Origin of the sequence: Calidifontibacter indicus (assembly GCF_003386865.1) — a bacterium.
In the GTDB taxonomy this organism is placed as follows: domain Bacteria; phylum Actinomycetota; class Actinomycetes; order Actinomycetales; family Dermatophilaceae; genus Yimella; species Yimella indica.
Genome location: NZ_QTUA01000001.1, coordinates 2,834,291 through 2,855,508, shown reverse-complemented (window position 1 = coordinate 2,855,508; position 21,218 = coordinate 2,834,291). Strand labels below are relative to the sequence as shown.

At 68.3% G+C, this 21,218-nt stretch carries 15 protein-coding genes and 1 pseudogene; 14 read left to right on the top strand and 2 right to left on the bottom strand.

Annotated features, from left to right (window positions below):
* Positions 1 to 193 precede the first annotated feature (193 nt).
* A complete protein-coding gene (locus tag DFJ65_RS13525; RefSeq protein WP_115923467.1) occupies positions 194 to 1,477 on the top strand; it encodes a prenyltransferase/squalene oxidase repeat-containing protein in 1,284 nt (427 codons plus the stop codon).
* Between the two features lie 375 nt (positions 1,478 to 1,852).
* Here the strand turns inward: DFJ65_RS13525 and DFJ65_RS18145 are convergent, their stop codons facing one another.
* Entirely contained in the window at positions 1,853 to 2,155 is a 303-nt protein-coding gene (locus tag DFJ65_RS18145) for a hypothetical protein (RefSeq protein ID WP_245950272.1), read from the bottom strand.
* Here DFJ65_RS18145 and DFJ65_RS18140 point away from each other — a divergent pair.
* From DFJ65_RS18140 to DFJ65_RS13490, 7 genes are all read left to right on the top strand, one after another.
* Entirely contained in the window at positions 2,148 to 2,486 is a 339-nt protein-coding gene (locus DFJ65_RS18140) for a hypothetical protein (RefSeq protein WP_245950270.1), read from the top strand. The genes DFJ65_RS18145 and DFJ65_RS18140 overlap by 8 nt on opposite strands.
* A 7-nt stretch (positions 2,487 to 2,493) precedes the next feature.
* Positions 2,494 to 3,660 carry an energy-coupling factor transporter transmembrane component T gene (locus DFJ65_RS13515; protein WP_342767523.1) on the top strand — a complete coding sequence of 389 codons (1,167 nt, stop codon included), beginning with the start codon at positions 2,494 to 2,496 and terminating at the stop codon, positions 3,658 to 3,660.
* Positions 3,657 to 5,291 (top strand): ABC transporter ATP-binding protein, encoded by a 1,635-nt coding sequence (locus tag DFJ65_RS13510; RefSeq protein ID WP_115923464.1) that lies wholly within the window; start codon positions 3,657 to 3,659, stop codon positions 5,289 to 5,291. Before DFJ65_RS13515 ends, DFJ65_RS13510 begins: the two co-directional genes overlap by 4 nt.
* Positions 5,288 to 6,082 (top strand): ECF transporter S component, encoded by a 795-nt coding sequence (locus tag DFJ65_RS13505; protein ID WP_245950266.1) that lies wholly within the window; start codon positions 5,288 to 5,290, stop codon positions 6,080 to 6,082. The genes DFJ65_RS13510 and DFJ65_RS13505 overlap by 4 nt, the downstream gene beginning before the upstream one ends.
* Before the next feature lie 237 nt (positions 6,083 to 6,319).
* Positions 6,320 to 6,589 carry a 30S ribosomal protein S15 gene (gene rpsO, locus DFJ65_RS13500; RefSeq protein WP_115923463.1) on the top strand — a complete coding sequence of 90 codons (270 nt, stop codon included), beginning with the start codon at positions 6,320 to 6,322 and terminating at the stop codon, positions 6,587 to 6,589.
* Between the two features lie 157 nt (positions 6,590 to 6,746).
* Positions 6,747 to 9,197 carry a polyribonucleotide nucleotidyltransferase gene (locus DFJ65_RS13495; RefSeq protein WP_115923462.1) on the top strand — a complete coding sequence of 817 codons (2,451 nt, stop codon included), beginning with the start codon at positions 6,747 to 6,749 and terminating at the stop codon, positions 9,195 to 9,197.
* Between the two features lie 281 nt (positions 9,198 to 9,478).
* Positions 9,479 to 10,522: an LLM class flavin-dependent oxidoreductase gene (locus DFJ65_RS13490; protein ID WP_115923461.1), complete on the top strand. Its 1,044-nt coding sequence runs from the start codon at positions 9,479 to 9,481 to the stop codon at positions 10,520 to 10,522.
* Positions 10,523 to 10,592: 70 nt separating this feature from the next.
* Here the strand turns inward: DFJ65_RS13490 and DFJ65_RS13485 are convergent, their stop codons facing one another.
* On the bottom strand, positions 10,593 to 11,192 hold the full coding sequence (locus tag DFJ65_RS13485) for a hypothetical protein (protein WP_147301401.1): 600 nt from the start codon (positions 11,190 to 11,192) through the stop codon (positions 10,593 to 10,595).
* Between the two features lie 108 nt (positions 11,193 to 11,300).
* Here DFJ65_RS13485 and DFJ65_RS13480 point away from each other — a divergent pair, with 108 nt between their 5' ends.
* From DFJ65_RS13480 to DFJ65_RS13455, 6 genes and pseudogenes are all read left to right on the top strand, one after another.
* Positions 11,301 to 12,371 carry a hypothetical protein gene (locus DFJ65_RS13480; protein ID WP_147301400.1) on the top strand — a complete coding sequence of 357 codons (1,071 nt, stop codon included), beginning with the start codon at positions 11,301 to 11,303 and terminating at the stop codon, positions 12,369 to 12,371.
* A 239-nt stretch (positions 12,372 to 12,610) separates the two neighbouring features.
* Positions 12,611 to 12,895, top strand: a pseudogene (locus tag DFJ65_RS13475) (heavy metal translocating P-type ATPase); the annotation flags it as partial.
* Between the two features lie 127 nt (positions 12,896 to 13,022).
* Positions 13,023 to 14,669, top strand: a complete 1,647-nt coding sequence (locus DFJ65_RS13470) for an alkaline phosphatase D family protein (protein ID WP_115923458.1) — start codon at positions 13,023 to 13,025, stop codon at positions 14,667 to 14,669.
* A gap of 21 nt (positions 14,670 to 14,690) precedes the next feature.
* On the top strand, positions 14,691 to 15,641 hold the full coding sequence (locus tag DFJ65_RS13465) for a methyltransferase domain-containing protein (protein ID WP_115923457.1): 951 nt from the start codon (positions 14,691 to 14,693) through the stop codon (positions 15,639 to 15,641).
* Positions 15,642 to 15,663: 22 nt separating this feature from the next.
* Positions 15,664 to 16,308, top strand: coding sequence for a NeuD/PglB/VioB family sugar acetyltransferase (locus DFJ65_RS13460; RefSeq protein WP_115923456.1), 645 nt, complete (start codon positions 15,664 to 15,666; stop codon positions 16,306 to 16,308).
* A 163-nt stretch (positions 16,309 to 16,471) separates the two neighbouring features.
* Positions 16,472 to 21,202 carry a DUF4082 domain-containing protein gene (locus DFJ65_RS13455; protein ID WP_211308448.1) on the top strand — a complete coding sequence of 1,577 codons (4,731 nt, stop codon included), beginning with the start codon at positions 16,472 to 16,474 and terminating at the stop codon, positions 21,200 to 21,202.
* Positions 21,203 to 21,218: the final 16 nt, after the last annotated feature.

Below are 21,218 nucleotides of genomic sequence, written 5' to 3'. Positions count from 1 at the left end.
GGCGTAGAGTGACCGGCGTATCCGCGGAGGGAAAGCCGGTCGAAGTCCGGCGCTGACCCGCAACCGTAGGCCCGAGAGGGCGAGCCGGAACGCCGACGCGGAGACGAGCTCACTCCCCGTCGAGGTCTACGGGCGGAGCGTCGGACCCCACCAGGACCGGCTCCCGCACGCCGGCCGTCCTGGAAGGATCACCATGACCCTCAACACCACCGCCCGCGCGGGTCTCGCGGGCACTGCCGCGCTCGCCGCCCTTGCCCTGGCCGGCACGTCGACCGCTCAGGCCGCGACCACCCCCGAGGTCGGTGTCGCGTCCTACCTCGTCTCGCAGCTCGCTGCCGGCGGACACCACCTGTCCACCACCTTCGACGGCACCCCGTACGCCGACTACGGCCTCACCAACGACGCGATCCTCGCGCTCGCCACGACCGGCGCCGGGCAGACCGAGATGGGCCGTGCCGCCGACTACATGGTCGCGAACGGCAGCGCCTACTACGGTGCCGGTGCCGAGCGCTACAGCGGGTCGCTGGCCAAGCAGATCGTCATGCTCAAGGCCACCGGACGCTCGACCGGCGCACTGGTCACTGACCTGCGCGGCCTCGAGGCGGCGAACGGGCGATTCTCCGACAAGTCCGAGTACGGCGACTACTCCAACAACCTGTCCCAGTCGTGGGCGCTCATCGCGCTCAAGCGCTCGGGCGTGAACCCTTCGGCCAATGCCATCGCCTTCCTGAAGTCCCAGCAGTGCACCGACGGCGGGTTCAAGCTCAACCCCGGCGACACCGGCTGCGCCAGCGACCCGGACGCGACCTCCTTCGCGGTGCAGGCGCTCGCAGCCGTGGGCGACAGTGCTGCCGCCACCCGCGGTGCCGACTACCTCGCCGGGAAGCAGCAGGCGTCCGGTGGTGTGGGCGGCGGCTCGACCACCTCCGCCGTGAACAGCAACAGCACCGGCCTGGCCGCCGTCGCCTTCTCGGTGACCGGCAAGTCGGCCAACGCCGCTCGTGCGACCGCGTTCGTGAAGTCGCTGCAGTTCGGCTGCGACGCGCCGGCGCCGTTGCGCGGCGCCATCGCCTACGACCGTGCGACCTACACCACCAAGTTGGCCGCGGGGGCACCCGGTGACCAGGAGAACCGCAGCACCGTGCAGGCGGCGTTCGGGCTCACCCTGCAGCCGTACGTGTCGGTGACCGCGCACGGCGCCGCGACCGCGGCCGTCGACTGCAGCACGACTACCAGCAGCAGCACGTCGAGCACCTCGGCGTCCACCACGTCGTCCACATCGTCCTCGTCAGCGTCCACCACGTCTCCCACCACGTCGGTGGCCGCTTCGTCGACCTCGACCGTGACCGGCCCGGCGGTCGTCACCGACGGCCCGACCGGTGACGGGGGAGCCGACCTCGGCGTGCTGGCCGGGGCCGTGGCGCTCATCGCCACCGTCGGCGCAGGGGCTGGAGCCTATGGCCGCCGTCGCAAGTGATCGTCGCCCGGCGCGCGCCGGGAGCACCGCGCTGAGGCTGTTCGTCGCGCTCGGGCTGGCCCTGGGGTTCGTCGGACTCGTCGGCTTCGTGCAGGCACCGTCGAGCCAGGCAGCCGGTTGCACCGGCAGCACGGGTGTCTCGGTGGTCGTGCAATTCCCCGGTGGCGGCATCGCCACCGGATGCGCTCCAGGGAGTTACTCCAGCGCGCTGCAGGCGACGCAGGCCGCCGGGTTCCAGACCACCCGAGCCGCCCGGGAAGCGGGCTACTTCGTGTGCCGGATCAGTGGGCAGCCGGCCAGTGATCCGTGCCAGCGCGCGGCGCCGAGCACTGCCTACTGGGCCGTCTTCAGTGGCCGTCCGGGCAGTGGCTGGACCTACTCCCAGATGGGTGCGGCCTCGATGCCTGCGCCGCAGGGCAGCAGCGTCGGCTGGCGGTTCGGATCGGGCGCTGCGCCCGGCATCGCGCCGATCACCCCGACCAAGCCGTCCGCGACGAGCACGACGAGCGCCACGAGCACGACACGGCCGACGAGCACGAGCCCGCGGCCCAGCTCCACCTCGACGTGTCCGAGTTCGACTGCGGCGCACCCGAGTTCGACGGCCGCCCGGCCGTCGTCGACGGCGCCCGGCTCGTCCTCGACGGCACCTCGTTCGGGCACCGCTGGTTCGGTGCCCACGTCGGGATCGAGCGCAGGGTCCGGGTCGGCATCGGCCGCTGGGTCGAAGAAGGCCGGCGCGACCTCGTCCACCTCGTCGAGTACGGCTACCGGTTCGTCGTCGCAGAACCGGTCGCAGGATCCGTCGTCGCAGACCTCGGCCTCAGCTGACGCCTCGACGAACGCCTCGACGACCGGTGTCCCGACGGGCACCGATGTCGCCGTCGCGCAGCCCGACAACAACGGCGGCGGTGGCGGCACCAACCTCGGCCTGGTCGCCGGCGGTGGGGCCGTGGCGCTGCTCGGTGCAGGCGCCGTCATCGCCTGGTTCCGCCGTCGTCCGCAGGACTGATCGGGGAGTGGTCGCAGGCAGTACCGGAGGATGGGCGCCCCGCTTCGTGCACCCTGGGGCGTGGTGGCTGTGGGCGTGTTGCCTCGGTGCCGCCGCCACCCAGACCACCAATCCGATGCTGCTTCTGCTCGCGCTCGGCGCGGTCGTCTTCGTGGTGGTCAACCGTCGTCCCAATGCACCGTGGGCTCGGTCGTTCCGGATGTACCTCTACCTCGGCGTGTTCGTCGTGGTCAGCCGGGTGCTCCTGTTCGTGCTCGTCGGCGCCAAGACCGGGCCGACCGTGCTGGTGCGGCTGCCGGCGGTCGACCTTCCCTCGTGGGCTGCCGGCATCCAGTTGCTCGGGCCGATCGCCGTGGAAGACCTGGCCGCGGCGGCGAGCGAGGGCCTGCGATTGGCCACGATGATCACGTGCTTCGGCGCGGCCAACGTGCTCGCCAACCCGCGACGGCTGCTGCGGTCGCTGCCGGCCGCGGTGCGTGACGTCGGCACGGCCGTCGTCATCGCCCTGACCGTGGTGCCGCAGCTGGCCGAGAGCGCGGTGCGGGTGCGGCGCGCGCGGCAGCTGCGGGGGAGCACCGCGTCGGGTTTGCGCGGCGTGCCGCAGATCGCGCTGCCGGTGCTGCAGGACACCCTCGACCGGTCGTTGCTGCTGGCCGCCTCGATGGATGCGCGGGGCTTCGGCAACCGGGCCGAGACCACCCGCCGCGACAGTATCCTGATGGGGGCGCTGTCGCTCGGTGGACTGATGGCGTTGTGTGTCGGGTTGTACGGACTGCTCGGCGAATCGACCTCCGCCGACGGCGAACAGACCGGCACACCGGTGTGGATCGGACGCGGATTCGTCGTACTCGGTCTGCTGCTGGGGGCGCTCGGGCTCTGGTGGGGCGGACGGAAGGTGCCGTACTCGGTCTACCGGCCCGACCCGTGGGGCACCGCGGAATCCCTCGTTGCGTTGTGCGGGGTGGCCGCCTTCGTGCTGGTGCTCGAGGCTCTGCGCGACGATCCCATCGCGGCCTCGTTGGTCGTCGACCCCACCGTCCAGGTGCCGCACGTGCCGTTGCTCGCGGTGGTGGCCTTGCTGGTCGCGGCACTTCCCGGGCTCATCACGCCGGCCCTGCCCGCCACACCGAAACGCGCAGCGCGCGCCAGAGCTTTCGAGGAGAGCGCCGGATGAGTTGGGCCGCAATCAAATTCCAGAACGTCACGATCACCTACTCGGGCGAGGACCGCCCGGCGGTGCGCGACGTGACCTTCGAGCTGGAACAGGGCGAGCTCGCCGTGCTCGTCGGGCGGACGGGTGCGGGCAAGTCGACCGTGCTCGGCGCGATCAACGGGCTGGTGCCGCACTTCACCGGTGGCACCCTCACCGGCCATGTGCGGGTGCACGGGCGCGATACCCGCGATCACCTGCCGCGGCAGATGGCAGATCTCGTGGGCTACGTCGGGCAGGACCCGCTGGCCGGGTTCGTCACCGACACCGTCGAGGAGGAACTCGCCTACGGGATGGAGCAGTTCGGCATCGAGCCGCAGGTGATGCGCAAGCGGGTCGAGGAGACACTCGACCTGCTGGGCATCGCCGACCTGCGCAACATGCCGTTGCGTGACCTGTCCGGCGGGCAGCAGCAACGCGTCGCGATCGGCAGCGTGCTCACCCTGCAGCCCCAGGTGCTCGTGCTCGACGAACCGACCTCGGCGCTCGACCCGACCGGGGCCGAGGACGTGCTCGCCACCATCACCCGGCTGGTGCATGACCTGTCGGTCACCGTCGTTATGGCCGAGCACCGCATCGAGCGGGTGCTGCAGTACGCCGACACTCTCATCCATGTCACCCGCGACGGGTTGGTCGAGGTCGGTGAACCGGCGTCGATCATGCAGCACGCGAGCGTCGCACCCCCGGTGGTCGAACTCGGGCGTGACCAGGGGTGGACGCCACTGCCGCTGTCGGTGCGAGACGCGCGGCGGCGCGCCCGCCCGCTGCAGCAGGAACTCGCCGCCCGCGAGGTCCCTTCCCCGAGCCCTGCGCAGAGCCCGACAGTCGAAGGCCCGACCGTCCTGAGCGCGCACGGGGTGCGGGTCACGTACGGCGACTTCACCGCCGTCCGCGACGTCGACCTCGAGCTGCGGGGCGGGGTCGTCACCGCGCTGATGGGTCGCAACGGGTCGGGCAAGTCGTCGCTGATGTGGGCGCTGCAGGGCGCCGGGAAGCTCAAGGCCGGCGCCGTGCGGGTCGGCGACGTCGAACCGCGCACGCTCGCCGCGCCGCAGCGCCGCACCGTCGTCGGGATGGTGCCGCAGACCGCCGCCGACCTGCTCTACCTGGAGTCGGTGGCCGCCGAATGCGCCCAGGCCGACAAGGAGAGTGAGGCCGAGCCGGGCACCTGTCTGCGGTTGTTACGCGAGATGGTGCCCGACATCGTGCTCGACCGGCACCCGCGTGACCTGTCCGAAGGGCAACGGTTGTCGGTGGTGCTCGCGATCCAGCTGACCGCGCGGCCGCAGGTGGTGCTGCTCGACGAACCGACCCGCGGCCTCGACTACGCCGCGAAAGCCGCGCTACGAAACACGTTGCGGCAGTGCGCAGCTCGCGGCCAGGCGGTGCTCGTGTCGAGTCACGACGTCGAGTTCGTCGCGCAGACCGCCGACGAGGTCGTGTTCATGGCCGACGGCGACGTCGTCTCCACCGGGTCGACGGCCCGGGTGCTGTTGGGGTCACCGGCGTTCGCGCCCCAGGTCGCGAAGATCCTGGCGCCGCTGCCGTTGCTGACGGTCGACGCCGTCCGCGCACTGCGAGGGGCGCCCGCGTGAGGTCAGGTGCGGCGATCCCGCTCAAGCCGCGGTCGGCGCTGGCGATCGCGCTGGTGTCGGTCGTCGGTGTCGTCGGGTTCGCCTGGCCGTTGTTCGTCGACGCGTCGTCGTCGATGGCAGGCAGCCATCGCAGTGATGCGCCGTTCCTGTTCGCGCTCATGTTGCCGCTGCTGCTCATGGTGGTGCTCGCCGAACTGTCCGACGGTGGCATCGACTCCAAGGCCATTGCGATGCTCGGGGTGCTCTCCGCGGTCGATGCGATGCTGCGTCCGCTGGGTGCGGGCACCGGCGGCATCGAGGTGATGTTCTTCCTGCTCGTGCTTGCCGGACGCGTGTTCGGCGCCGGGTTCGGGTTCGTGCTGGGCTGCACGAGCATGTTCGCCTCGGCGGTGCTGACGGCGGGGATCGGCCCGTGGCTGCCGTTCCAGATGCTCGGGGCCGGTTGGGTGGCACTGGGCGCCGGGCTGTTGCCGCCGGTGCGCGGCAAGATCGAGATCGCGCTCCTCGCCGGCTACGGAGCACTGGCCGGGCTGCTCTACGGGTGGGTGCTCAACTTCTGGTTCTGGCCGCTCGGCACCGCGGGGGAGCCCGCCATCTCGGTGGTGCCCGGCGGACCCATTCTGACCAACCTGCAGCACTTCTTCGCGTTCAACCTGGCCACCTCGCTCGGCTGGGACATCGGGCGCGCGATCACCACCCTCGTCCTCATCCTGCTCACCGGCCGACCGATCCTGCTCACGCTGCGGCGGGCGTCGCGCAAGGCCGCGTTCGGTGCGGCCCCGACCACCTGAGCGGAACGGGCCGGGTGGCGGCGAGCGTGGTCGAGAGCGTGACCGGTAGGGCGGCCAAGAGGGGTGCGGGCATTCGAGTAGCGTGCAGCCACCGGCTGGACGGCGGCTGGATTAGGGCGAAACCGCGGACCGCTGGTACCTTTGTCAGTGCCGTCCGAACGGCCGCGGATCCAATCGCCCTGGTGAACAAGCCCAGGTGCGCCGCGCAACAAGATGACGAAAGGGAGTCGCCCAACCATGCCGCTCACCACCGCCCGTAAGGCCGAGATCGTTGCCGAGTACGGCACCAGCAAGGGCGACACCGGTTCGCCCGAGGTGCAGGTCGCACTGCTCACCGAGCGCATTCGCGAGCTCACCGAGCACGCCCGTCAGCACCCGCACGACCACCACAGCCGTCGTGGTCTGCTGCTCCTGGTGGGTCAGCGCAAGCGTCTGCTGCGTTACCTCGAAGACATCGACGTGGAGCGTTACCGCTCGCTGATCAAGCGTCTGGGCCTGCGCCGATAATCAAAGACTTACGACCGAAGGCGGTCCACCAACGGGTGGGTCGCCTTTCGGCGTAGGAGGCGCCGCCCCACAAGGGTGGGCGGCACCACCACAGAAGGAAACCCGTTCGCACACAACGACGATGTGCGACGAGATTTGAGAAGAACAGGAGGGCCCAATGGAGGGTCCAGAAATCACGTTCGCCGAAGCCACCATCGACAACGGCAAGTTCGGCACCCGCACCGTCCGGTTCGAGACCGGACGCCTCGCCAAGCAGGCCGCTGGAGCAGTGCTCTGCTACCTCGACGACGAGACCACCCTGCTGTCGACCACCGCGGCCGGCAAGCAACCGAAAGACCAGTTCGACTTCTTCCCGCTGACGGTCGACGTCGAGGAGCGCATGTACGCCGCGGGCAAGATCCCCGGCAGCTTCTTCCGTCGTGAGGGCCGCCCGTCCACCGACGCGATCCTCACCTGCCGTCTGATCGACCGCCCGCTGCGCCCGGCCTTCGTCAAGGGTCTGCGCAACGAGGTGCAGGTCGTCATCACCGTCCTGTCCCTGAACCCCGACCACCAGTACGACGTGCTGGCGATCAACGGTGCCTCGGCCTCGACCCAGATCTCGGGTCTGCCGTTCTCCGGCCCGATCGGTGCCACCCGCGTGTCGCTGATCGACGGCCAGTGGGTCGCGTTCCCCAACTTCTCCGACATCGAGCGTTCGACCTTCGACATGGTCGTCGCCGGTCGTGTCGTCGGTGACGACGTCGCGATCATGATGGTCGAGGCCGAGTCGACCGAGTCGACCTGGGATCTCGTGAAGCACCAGGGTGCGCAGGCGCCGACCGAAGAGGTCGTCGCTCAGGGCCTGGAAGCCTCGAAGAAGTTCATCCGCGTGCTGTGCGAAGCGCAGGCGGAGCTGGCTTCCAAGGCTGCCAAGGAGGTGCAGGAGTTCCCGCTGTTCCTGGACTACCAGGACGACGCGTACACCGCCGTCGAGCAGGCCGGTTCGACCGACACCGCCGCCGCGCTGCAGATCGCGGACAAGCAGGAGCGCGAGGGTCGCCTCGACGAGATCAAGGAGTCGCTCAAGGCCGACCTGGCCGGCGGGGGACGCCCGCTGGAGGGCCGCGACAAGGAGGTCTCCGCGGCGTTCCGTTCGCTGCAGAAGAAGCTCGTGCGTGAGCGCATCCTGCGCGACAAGGTGCGCATCGACGGCCGCGGTCTGCGCGACATCCGTGCGCTGTCCGCCGAGGTCGAGGTGCTCCCGCGGGTGCACGGTTCGGCCATCTTCGAGCGCGGCGAGACCCAGATCATGGGCGTCACCACGCTGAACATGCTGCGCATGGAGCAGCAGCTGGACACCCTGTCGCCGGTGACCCGCAAGCGCTACATGCACAACTACAACTTCCCGCCGTACTCGACCGGTGAGACCGGCCGCGTGGGTTCGCCCAAGCGCCGCGAGATCGGTCACGGCGCCCTGGCCGAGCGCGCGCTCATGCCGGTGCTGCCCACCCGCGAGGAGTTCCCGTACGCGATCCGTCAGGTGTCCGAGGCGCTCGGCTCCAACGGTTCGACGTCGATGGGTTCGGTCTGCGCGTCCACCCTCGCCCTGCTGAACGCCGGTGTGCCGCTGCGCGCCCCGGTCGCCGGCATCGCGATGGGTCTGGTCTCCGCGGAGGTCGACGGTGAGGTGCAGTACGCCGCACTGACCGACATCCTCGGCGCCGAGGACGCCTTCGGCGACATGGACTTCAAGGTCGCCGGCACCAAGGAGTTCGTCACCGCCATCCAGCTCGACACCAAGCTCGACGGCATCCCCGCCGACGTGCTCGCCGGCGCGCTGACCCAGGCCCGTGACGCCCGCCTGCACATCCTCGACGTGATGAACGAGGCGATCGACGCTCCCGACGAGATGTCGCCGTACGCCCCGCGCGTCATCGCGGTGAAGATCCCGGTCGACAAGATCGGTGAGGTCATCGGCCCGAAGGGCAAGATGATCAACCAGATCCAGGAGGACACCGGCGCGGACCTCTCGATCGAGGACGACGGCACCGTCTACATCGGTGCCACCGACGGTCCGTCGGCCGAGGCCGCCCGCGCCGCGGTCAACGCGATCGCCAACCCGCAGATGCCCGAGGTCGGCGAGCGCTTCCTCGGCACCGTGGTGAAGACGACCACCTTCGGTGCGTTCGTATCGCTGCTGCCGGGCAAGGACGGCCTGCTGCACATCTCCGAGGTGCGCAAGCTGGTCGGCGGCAAGCGGATCGACGCCGTCGAGGACGTCCTGAAGATCGGCCAGAAGGTGCAGGTCGAGCTCAAGGAGATCGACCCGCGCGGCAAGCTGTCGCTGGCTGTGGTGGAGGAGGCCGGCAGCGGTGACGCCGACGCCAAGGCCGAGGCTCCGGCCGCCACCGGCCCGGTCGCCGAGGCTCCGGCCTCGGAAGCTGCCGGTTCGGACGCCGCCGTCGACGCCTCGGACGACGAGGTGCTGGGTGACAACCACGCCGATGCCGAGGGCGAGGGTGGCGAGCGTCGCCGTCGTCGTCGCGGTGGTCGCGGTCGCGGCCGCAAGAACGGTGAAGGGGAGGGCGGCAACGCCGACGAGGGTTCGGACTCCGACTCCGAGTGACTGTCCGCTCAACCGGCGAGGGCCGTCGATCCGCAAGGATCGGCGGCCCTCGCTGTATGCGGGCTACGTGGTGAGCACGTAGCTTCCCGGCGCGTCCATGATCGGCGGGAACTTCTCGGAGCCGACCTCGGTGCCGAGCACGGTCACCCCTCGCGGCTGCGCCAATTTGTTGCCTAACACAAGGCTTGTCCAAGTGGCCGTCACCCTTCTCGACGACTGAGCAATCGGCCAGGGATGCGCCGAGTGGGAACAGACGCAGCCCCTAAGTAGTTGACGTGTCCATGAACGGTTTCGGATTCTTGAGCTTCGGCCACTACGGCTTCCAGGGCTATGGAGCTCGCGAGATGCTGCAACAGGCGGTCGAGCTGTCGGTCGGTGCCGATGAGCTCGGGATCAACGGTGCGTACTTCCGGGTGCACCACTTCGCGAAGCAGGCGGCGTCGCCGATGCCGCTGTTGAGCGCAATTGCCGCGCGTACCAAGCACATCGAGGTGGGCACCGGTGTCATCGACATGCGCTACGAGAACCCGCTTCATCTCGCCGAGGAGGCTGCCGCACTCGATCTGCTGTCCGACGGCAGGGTCGCGCTCGGCGTGAGCCGGGGGTCACCGGAGCCCGCGCTGCGCGGCTGGGAGGCGTTCGGCTACACCGGTTCGACCGACCCCCGCGGCGCCGACATCGCGCGTCCGAAGTTCGATCGCTTCCTCGACGCCGTCCGCGGTGTGCCGCTGGCCGAGGCGGACCCGGCGCAGTTCGGGTCCTCGCAGAAGCTCCGGGTCGAGCCGCACTCGCCCGGGCTCGCCGACCGTGTCTGGTGGGGTGCGGGCAGCCGCGACACCGCCGTGGCCGCCGCGCGTATGGGTGTCAACCTGATGAGCTCGACGCTGCTGACCGAGGCGACCGGCCAGGCCTTCGGCGACCTTCAAGCAGAACAGATCCAGGTCTTCCGCGACGCCTGGAAGGAAGCCGGGCACCAGCGCACTCCACGAGTTTCGGTGAGCCGCAGCGTCTTCCCGATCATGAACAGCCAGGACCAGATGTACTTCGGACTGCGGTCCGGCGACAGCGCCGACCAGATCGGTGTCATCGACGGATTCCGCTCGACGTTCGGTAAGACCTACGCGGCAGAGCCGGACGAGTTGGTGGAGCAGTTGCGCGACGACGCCGCCGTCATGGAGGCCGACACGCTGATGCTGACCATCCCCGCGCAACTGGGTGTGGAGTACAACCTGCACATCCTCGGGTCGTTCGCGGAGCATGTCGCGCCGGGCCTGGGCTGGAAGCCCAACACGCAGGGGCCGGTCGTCGGAAACCCGATCGACTGAGCAACCGAGAACAGTCGAAGGGCCGCACCACCGGTGGTGGTGCGGCCCTTCGACGTGCGGTGGACGGCGATCACTCGCCGCCGAAGGATGCCCCGCAGGTCGTGTACGCGGTGAAGATGTCGCCGCCGTACGCGTCGAAGAGGTGGTCGATGCCCTTCCCGTTGGACATCAGCCCCTTGTTCGGGTTGTTCTCGGCCAGCGTGTTCTTGCCGGCGACGTGGATGGTGAACGACGACGGGTTGCCGCTGGCAGCCCACCACGCCTTGATGCAGTCGGCCTGCGTCTGCGTGATGGTCCCGGTCTCCACGTCGCCCTGGACGGCATCGGCCACGGCGAGCGTGAACCACGCGTTGGAGTTGGCGCCGGCGCTGGCATTGCCCTGGGCCGACCGGCTTGCGTTGAAGCATTCGTGCGCCCATGCGCTGCCGCTGCTGCCCAGAAGTAACCCGGTGCCCACGACGAGCCCGATGCCGGTGCGGCGCAGCTTGTGATCGAACATGAGTTTCCCCTCCGCGATGTGACGGTTTCCCCTGCCCTTCGAGGTTGACACGAGCCATCCGTCCGGGTGTGCGGAACCGGAGAAATTCGTTCCGCCGACGTTTCTCCACAGCCCCTCGCCGCCGAGAACTTCCTCCTGTGGAAACCGGCATTCCCTTGCGTCGACGTCCATGGTGGTGCCTCACCGATGGCGGGAGGCCAGCACATGACGCACCAGGTCCGGCACCAGATCAGGCACGAGACGAGGCGTCCGGGCAGGCCCAGAGCGAGGCTCGAGACCGTGACAGCCGCCACGGCGCTCGCCGTCGCGCTCGCGGGCTGCGGGGGAGCGGCCACTTCGACCAGCACCTCTCGGTCGAGCGTTGCCCCGCCGACCACGTCCGCCGGGTCGGCGACCACGACACCGGTGACCCCGACATCCGTGACAGCGGCGACGACAGGTGTGACGCCGTCACAACTGACCGAACTGTTCAGCGACTACGACCGCCGCAACAACCCTGCTCTCGCCAAAGCCAATCGGGACGACCCGAGCGGCTGGGCCACCGCCGATGACGGCCCGGTGCTCGCCTCCGATCTGTTCAGCACCGCGCTGCGCAAGGCGATGAAGGAGTCGGGCACGAAGGTCGACTCCAGCCCTGCCTGGTACCACCGGCCGGTCGCGTCCGTCGGCGGGGCCGAGAACGCCGACGGGTTGGGGCCGTGGGTGCTCGCGCGGGTGCGCAGCGACGTTCCCGGAGACGACGAGCCGGGGCGCGACGAGGAGTACTTGCGCGTGATGACCGGTGGCTCGGGTACACGAGGCTGGAAGATGTTCGCGTCGCTGCGGCGCGACACACTCGTTCCGGTCCCGGCCGACCTGCCGGCCGGGGCGGACGTGCGGCTGACACCGGAGCAACGGCAAAAGCTTGCGAACACCGCGTCGGAGGTTGTGTATGCGCTGGGCAACGGGAACGTCGACGCGTTCGGTCAGGCGAACGCGATCGTCGACCTGCGCACCGCGGGAATCGAGACCGATTCACGCCCGGACCTGAACGGTCGGATCAGCTACCAGTGCTGGGGGTGGGGTGATCGGACGCGCCAGAATGCTGCCTCGGCTGTGCTCGTCGGCACCCCGGCGCTGCGCTCCCAACGTGCGGTCGGCGCAACCGTCGCACTCCTGACCCTCGACTGCGACTGGACCACCAGCGGGTACGTCGATGTGCCGGAGCCGCTGGCGAAGGTGACCGGGTTGTCGCCCGGGGAACACCGGTCGGTGCGGACCGCATCGGCGGTGCAGTTCGCGCTGGTCCTCCCCGACCGGGGCAAGCCGAGCATTGCCGGTTGGGACCTCAGGTGGCAGCTTCCGCGCTGATCGAGGGCCGGGGCGACGCCGTCCACAGGGGCCCCGGGAAGTACCGGTCAGGTCAGACTTGCCTTATGTTGCCGGGTTCATCGTGTGGACCGCGATCGACATGATCCGAGCGGTGCTGCGCGGCAACTTCGGGCTCGACATCCTGGCGGTGGTCGCCATGACGGACACCCTGCTCGTCGGGGAGTACGTCGCGGCGCTCGACGTGGTGCTGATGCTGTCGGGCGGGCAGGCGCTGGAGGACCAAGGTGGTCGATGCGGTGCGGATCGTCCGGCACACCCTGAAGGTGGCACAGACCGCGATCTGGATCGGCATCGCGCTGAGCGTCGGGTTGATGCTGACCGCGACCACCGGTGCCGTCCCGGCCGTCGCCGGGGCGCTCACCCAGGAGATCGTCGATCTGGCCACGATCCGCTACGCGCTGCGGGCGCTCGGCGCACCCAAGGGTGACGGGGTGAGCTCGGCCGGCGCGTTGTCAGCGCCGGCCGAGCTGGGGACCCCGGATTCGCTCCGGGTGGGTTCCTGAACGACGTCGCAGGTCAGTCGCCGCACCACTGCAGGCGGTTCTGGGCGACCTTGGAGGTCATCGGTCCGAAGCTGCCGTCGACGGGCCCGGGCGGTTGGCCCCGTACTGCGTCGGTGAAGATGGGTGCATGGCAGAACTCGTGCTCGGACCGCTGCTGCGCTACGTCGGCGAGACCCGTGCCACCATCTTCGTCGAGACCGACGCGTTCACCGCGGTCACCGTCCGTGTCGGCGAACATAATTGGACCGCACCGACATTCGCCGCTCACGGTCACCATTACGCGATCGTGATCGTCGACGGGCTCCAGCCGGCGAGCGTGCAGGAGTACACCGTCGACCTCGATGACCGCCGGGTGTGGCCCGAGGCCGACAGTGAGTTTCCGCCGAGTCGGATCGCGACGCTCGACCCCGACAAGGATGCGTCGTTCCTGTTCGGGTCGTGCCGCACGTCGGTGTCGCACGACAAGCAGGGCAACGACCTGCACGGTGTCGACGCGCTGCGTGCGTACGCCTACGAGATGGCGCGCAACCCCGACCATTGGCCCGATTTCGTGCTCTTCCTCGGCGACCAGTTGTACGCGGACGAAACCTCGGCCGCGATGCGCGACTTCATCGAACGACGTCGAGGGCTGGACGAACCTCCGGGGGAGGAGGTCAAGGACTTCGTCGAGTATGCCGAGCTGTATCGACTCGCCTGGACCGACCCGGCGAACCGTTGGCTGCTGTCGACCTTGTCGAGCGCGATGATCTTCGACGACCACGACGTGCGCGACGACTGGAACACCTCGGCGAGTTGGCACGAGGAAATGAACGCAACGCCGTGGTGGCACGACCGGATCGTCGGCGCACTCGGGTCGTACTGGATCTACCAGCACGCCGGCAACCTCGATCACGACACGCTGGCGCAGGATCAGATCTGGAAGATCATTGCCGCGCACCAGGATTCGACGGAGCTTGATCTGACGACCGTGATCGATCGGTTCGCCGAACAGGTCGACGACGACCCGACGACATACCGCTTCTCGTTCGTGCGCGAACTCGGTGGCACCCGTCTGGTCGTGATCGACTCCAGAGCCGCCCGCGACCTGCGACCCGACCACCGGGCGATGCTCGACGCCGACGAACTCGCCTGGGTCGACGAGCAGTTGCGCGGCGACACCGAGCACCTGTTCATCGGCACCTCCCTGCCGTTCCTGCTACCGACGGGAATCCACGACCTGGAGTCGCTCAACGAGACGATGGCCCAATCGGGCAAGCGGATCACCGGTGCGCTGGGTGAGAAGATCCGGCAGGCGGTCGACCTCGAGCACTGGGCCGCGTTCGAGAAGTCCTTCCGCGACGTGTCCAGGATGGTGTTCGAAGTGGCGCGCGGCGAGCGTGGCAGGGCGCCGGCCACGATCACGTTCCTGTCCGGAGACGTGCACAACTCCTACGTCAACGAGGTCACCGCGACGCCGATGCCGGTCGAGTCGCGCATCGTGCAGGCCGTGTGCTCGCCGATCCGCAACCCGCTGCCGCGCCACGTCCGCATGCTGCAGGGAACGCTGTCGGGCTGGATGGGCGCACCGATGCGCTCGCTGGTCAACCGGATGCCGAAGGTCAAGAAGCCCGATTTCGACTGGGCGACGACGCACGGCCCGTGGTTCGACAACAACTTGGCGCGGGTGGAGGTGCTCGGCTCCCGGCTACTGCTCACCTGGGCACGCGGCGACGTCCAGGGCGACAACTACGATGACCCGAAGCTGGTGCGGGTCGAAACCGTGCTGATCGACTGACCGTTTCGTTCTGAGGAATCCATGCGCCTGATCGTCACCTGCGCCGTCGGCCTGGAAGACCTGCTGCGCGGCGATCTGGCGCACGACGGCGCTCAGGTGACCGTCGGCGGCGACGGGGAGTTGCTCGTCGACGGAGCTGAGCCGGACGCTTTGCGCACCAACCCGATGGTCGATCGCGTGGCACTCCCGTGGGCCGTGGGTGACGATCTGTCCGGTGCCGAGTCTCTGTGTCGCGCAGGCGGTTTCGAGGAGCCGATCGCCTTTCGGGTGCACGAGCGGGATGCCTCCCGACGCGAGGTACTCGTCGAATCGGTCGAGGCAGCAACAGGATGGACCAACGACCCGTCGGGATGGCAGGTGAACCTCGTTCCGCAGGCGGGGCGGGCGGAGATCGGCCCGCTGGCCTGGGCGTCTCGCTTCGGCGCGATGGAGCGGTTGCCGGCAACGACGCCGCCCGCGGTCGCGGCCGGTGTGCTGCGGCTGGCGAAGCTGCGGCCGGGGATGCGCTTGCTGGATCCGTGCGGGGGAGTGGGCACCATCCCGATCGTCGATGCCCTCGTGCGGCCCGGGTCAGGGCTTGTGGTCGATCTGTCCACGGAGTCGATCGAGTTGGCACAGAACAATATTCGCTCGCTCTCGCTGGAGGATCGCGTATTCGCGGAGGTGGGCGACGCCACCGACCTCGACCTCGCCGACGGGTGCGTCGACCGGGTGGTGTCCGACGTCCCCTTCGGCAAGAAGATCGGCTCCACGAAAGCCAACGACACGCTCTACCCCGGACTCGTCGCGGAGCTGGCACGGGTGCTCGCCGACGACGGTCGAGCCATCCTCATCACCGACGACAAGCGTCGCTTCGCCGACGTCGTCGCTCGCAACCGGTCGCTCAAGATCGTCAAGGAGACACCGCTGCGCTACAACGGTGTGACCCCGACGGCTTTCTCGATCAGTCGCGTTCGCGCTCGGCGGCGCTGAGGTCGCCACTACCCTCGACAGGGTGAGCAGCAAGCTTGTTCTTCTGGCCGCGAGCGGGCTCGCGCTCGAGGCGGCGCAGGCCGCTCGGGCGGCCGGACGCGAGGTGCTCGGCTGCCTTGACGACGATCGGTACCTCTGGGGCACCGCGCTGCGCGGCTGGTTGCCGGTGCTGCCCGGGGGGATCAACGCGTTGGGAGCGCTGCGTGCTGAGCACGAGGTCGAGCAGGTGGTCTGTGCCGGACGCGGGCAGGTGCGGCGCGCGATCGTGCAGCGCCTCGCTGCCGCTGGCGTCCAGGACGGCTACGCGTCGGTTGTTCATCCGTCGGTGGCGGTTCCCCCGTCGTGCGACGTCGGCGGTGGCTCAATTCTGCTGGCGGGATGTGTGCTGACGGCTCAGGTGACCGTGGGTGCGCATGTCGTCTGTATGCCGAACGTCGTGCTCACCCACGACGATGCGATCGACGACTATGCAACGTTGTGCGCCGGCGTTGTGCTCGGCGGCTCGGTGCAGGTCGGCGAGGCCGCGTACGTGGGCATGGGAGCGAGCGTACGAGAGAACCGAGTCGTCGGCGCCGGCTCGACGCTCGGCATGGGGAGTGTCCTCGTGCGCGATCTGCCCGCCGGGCAGACATGGGCCGGTGTACCAGCACGTCTGATGGAAGTCTGAGAGCTTTTCCGATTTTGCTGCGCGGTTCACGCCCACGGCGGGACACTTCCAATCGGGGCGGCTGAGTCGGCCAGTTCCCGTGGGGGCAGTTGCAGAGTGGGGTCGGAACATGCGTGGTGTGTGGCGTTCTCTCGGTACGTCTGTGCGGCGACGCATGTTGGCGATGGGAGTTGTGCTTGCCCTGATGCTGACGGCGGTTGCAAGCGCAGCTCCAGCACCGGCGGCGGCCGGGCCATGTGATGGCACGTACAACAAGATCGCCTGCGAGAACAGCAAACCGGGCAGCCCAGAGAGCGAGTGGGACATCCAAGGATCCGGGGATACGACGATCCAGGGTTTCTCGACCGACATCAGTGTGAATATCGGGCAGCGGATCGACTTCAAGGTCGACACCACGGCGTCGGCCTACACCGTGACCATCTACCGCATCGGCTACTACCAGGGCAACGGCGCGCGCAAGATCGCGACGGTCACGCCGTCGGCCAGCCTGCCGCAGAAACAACCGCAATGCATCACCGACGTCACCACCGAGCTCTACGACTGTGGCAACTGGGGAGTCTCGGCGTCCTGGAATGTGCCCAGTGATGCTGTTTCCGGTGTGTACATCGCGCTCCTGAAGCGCACGGACAACGGCGACTCCAGCCACATCACTTTCGTTGTTCGCGACGACTCAAGCCACTCCGACATCACCTTCCAGACCTCTGATCCGACCTGGCAGGCGTACAACACCTACGGTGGCTCGGGCTTCTACCAGGGTGCCGCGAACGGTCGCGCCTACAAGATCAGCTACAACCGTCCGGTGTTGACGCGAAGCTGGGTCAGCGGACGCGACTTCTTCATGGCCAACGAGTACCCGGCAGTTCGATTCCTTGAGCGCAACGGCTACGACGTCAGCTACCAGTCCGGGGTCGACACCGACCGCTACGGCAGCCTGTTGGTCAACCACAAGGTGTTCCTGTCGGTCGGTCACGACGAGTATTGGAGTGGTGCGCAGCGAGCCAATGTCGAGGCCGCCCGCGATGCCGGCGTGAACCTGCAGTTCCTCAGCGGCAACGAGATCTACTGGCGCACCCGGTACGAACCGTCCGCGGACACGAGCCACACCGCCTACCGCACGTTGGTGTCGTACAAGGAGACCTGGGCAAACGCCAAGATCGACCCGTCGAGTGAATGGACCGGCACCTACCGCGATCCGCGGTTCGCGCCGACGAGTCAAGGTGGTGGCAAACCGGAGAACGCACTTTCTGGAACGATCTTCATGTCCAACTACACAGACGCTCCTGTGACCGTGACGAAGGCCCAGGGAACCCTGCGGCTTTGGCGCAACAGCGGGTTGGCATCCATGACGGGCACCAGCACGCCGTTGGCGCCGCACACGGTGGGGTATGAATCCGACGAGGATCAGGACAACGGAGCCAGGCCGCCGGGTCTCATCCGGTTGTCAACCACGACGGCGGCCAGCGATTCGTATATGCAGGACTTCGGATCGGCGGCGACATTGGCTGGAACGACCACCCACAGCGTGACGCTGTACCGGGCTCAGAGTGGCGCTTTGGTCTTCGGCGCGGGAAGCGTGCAGTGGACCTGGGGCCTTGATTCGAACCATGACTCAGCGTTCGCTCCGTCTGCCGCGGATGCACGAATGCAGCAGGCGCAGGTCAACCTGCTGGCGGACATGGGTGCGCAGCCGACGACGCTGATGGCAGGAATGGTGCCCGCGACGAAGTCGACCGACACCGTCGGCCCCACCGTCTCGATCACGAGCCCCGGGGCGGGGTCGAGCCAGGCGAACGGCGCGTCGGTGACAGTGACCGGCACCGCCGCCGACACCGGCGGTGGGGTTGTCGCTGCCGTCGAGTACTCCGCAGACGGCGGCGCCACCTGGCATCCCGCAGCCGGCACCACCTCGTGGGCTTTCACGTACACCCAGCACGGCAGCGGCACCCAGACGATCAGGGTGCGCGGGGTCGACGACAGTGCGAACATCGGCGCAGTCGCGACGCGTGACTTCGCGGTCAGCTGTCCTTGCAACGTCTTCGGCACAGCCACCCCGTCGACGGCACCGATCTCGACCGCGGGCGTAACCAGCCTTGCAACGACCGACCCGTCCGCGGTCGAACTCGGCATGCGGTTCACCCCGACCACCGACACCTTCGCGACGGGCGTCCGCTTCTACAAGGGCACGGGAAACACCGGCACCCACATCGGACGTCTGTGGAGCTCGTCCGGGCAGTTGCTCGCCTCCGTCACCTTCACCGGCGAGACGGCAACCGGGTGGCAGACCGCGCAGTTCTCCTCGATCGTGCCGATCACGGCGGGCTCGACCTACGTCGTCTCCTACACCGCACCGAACGGGCACTACGCCGCCCAGCCCGATGCCTTCTCCTCTGCTGGTCTGGTCGCACCACCGTTGAAGGTCGACGGTGGGTACGGCGCGATTCCAGCGGGGGTGTACAGCAACCCGGGATCGTTCCCGAACCAGAGCTACCAGAACACCAATTACTTCGTCGACGTGCTGGTCAACGGCACGGACACCACACCTCTCACGGTCACGAACCAGTGGCCGCTGCCTGGGTCGACGAGCGTCGCCGGCACGACCCCGATCACCGCCAGCTACAGCAAGTCGATCGCTGCCGGAAGTCAGAAGGTCGTGGTCACGGACCAGCTGGGCAACACCGTGACCGGCACGACCACGTACGACACCTCCACCCGCACCGTCACGTTCCAGCCGAGTCAGGTGCTCAACGGTTTCGTGAAATACACGGTGACCGTGACGGGAACGGACGCCCTCGGTAACCCGGTGAGTTCGGGTGGTTCATGGTCGTTCACGAGTGCGAAGCCGGACGCTGTCGTGGGCACCTGCCCGTGCTCGCTGTTCAACGACTCCACGGTGCCGTCGATCATCGATACCGGTGCGACACAGCCAGTTTCGGTGGGTGTGCGGTTCGCGCCGACGCAGGACGGAACGATCACCGGCATGCAGTTCTACAAGGGCCCGGGCAACACGGGCACCCACACCGGCACGCTGTGGTCGGACAGCGGGACGGTGCTGGCGACCGGCACCTTCGCCGGGGAGTCGACCGCGGGGTGGCAGACCCTGACCTTCACCCAGCCGGTCGCCGTGACGGCTGGATCCAACTACGTGGTGTCGTATCGGTCGTCGACGGGGTCGTACCCGGTGACGCCCGGCGATTTCGCGACCGCCGACAGGTCTCGCGGGCCGCTCAGCGTGACGTCGACCGCCGGCCGATACACCTACAGTGACGCGTTCCCGACCCAGGCGACGTCGACGAACTACTTCGTCGACCCGATCTTCGTCAAGCAGGCGCCCAGCATCGCCGTCACCGCGATGAGCCCGGCGTCCGGCGCCACCGACGTGCCGACGAGTTCCAATGTCACGGCTTGGTTCTCGTCGTCGATCATCCCCGGTGCGACCTTCACGGTGGCGCAGGGTGCGACGTCGATCGCCGGATCGACTGTGCTGAGCGCCGACGGCACTCAGCTGACCTTCACACCGTCGGCCGCGCTGCCGGCCGACAAGGACATCACCGTGACCCTGAGCGGCGTGGTCTCCACCCAAGGTGCCAGCCTGCCGACCCAGACGTGGACCTTCCACACCTCGGCACCGGGCAACACCGTGACCCAGTCGCTGTTCAGCAACCAGACACCGACCGAGGTTTCGTCCTCGGACAACGCGGCGGTCGAACTCGGCACCGTGTGGACGCCGGGCGTCGACGGCACGGTCACCGGGGTCCGCTTCTACAAGGGCACCGGCAACGGCGGCACTCACACCGGTTCGCTGTGGTCCATGTCCGGGCAACGGTTGGCGACCGTCACCTTCGCAGGTGAGACGCCGACCGGGTGGCAGACGGCGAGCTTCAGCTCACCGGTGCAGGTGTCGGCCGACACGTCGTACGTCGTGAGTTACCTTGCGCCGCAGGGGCATTACTCCGACACCCCGGGATTCTTCAACAGTCCGTTGGTCAACGGCGACCTCTCGGCGCCAGCTGGCCAGAACGGGCGGTACCTCTACGGTGCCGCCGGCGGATTCCCGCTGTACACGTTCAACTCGACCAGCTACTTCGTGGATGTCGTGTTCGCTGCGCCGACCCCGGTCATGGCCGTCACCAGTCAGACACCGGCGCCCGGAGCGACCGGTGTGTCGACCGCGACGAAACCGTCGATCACCTTCTCGGCGCCGCTGACGACAGGATGGGCGATGTCGGTGAAGGCCGGGGCCACCCCCGTCCCGGGCAGCGCGAGCTTGTCGACTGATGGTCGAACGCTGACGTTCACGCCGACGGCGGCGTTGCCGACCACCACCGCGCTGACCGTGACCGTCACCGGCATCAACTCGACGACGGCCGGAGCGTTGGCCGATCAGACCTGGTCCTTCCAGACCGGGTCGGCCACAACGGCGCTCGTCTCGATGTTCCCCACCCAGACACCGGTGACACCCTCCGACTCGGACACGACCGGCATCGAACTCGGCACCGCATTCACACCGTCCGTCGCAGGCTCGGTGACCGCCATCAAGTTCTACAAGGGCAGCGGAAACACGGGCACCCACACCGGCAGTCTCTGGACGTCGACCGGCACGAAACTGGCGTCCGTCACCTTCACCGGGGAGAGCGCGAGTGGCTGGCAGACAGCACAATTGGCGACTCCTGTCGACCTCACAGCCGGCCAGACCTATGTGGTGTCGTACTTCGCGCCGAAGGGTCATTACTCGTCGACGGGTGCGTTCTTCAACACCCCCGTCACCAACGGTCCGTTGACCGCCGTGTCGACGAACAACGGCCGATACCGGTACGGCAGCACGAGCGGTTTCCCGACGAGTTCGTGGAACGCGACGAACTACTTCGTCGACGTGGTGTTCCGGTACGCACCCTGATCCCGAGGTCGTCAGC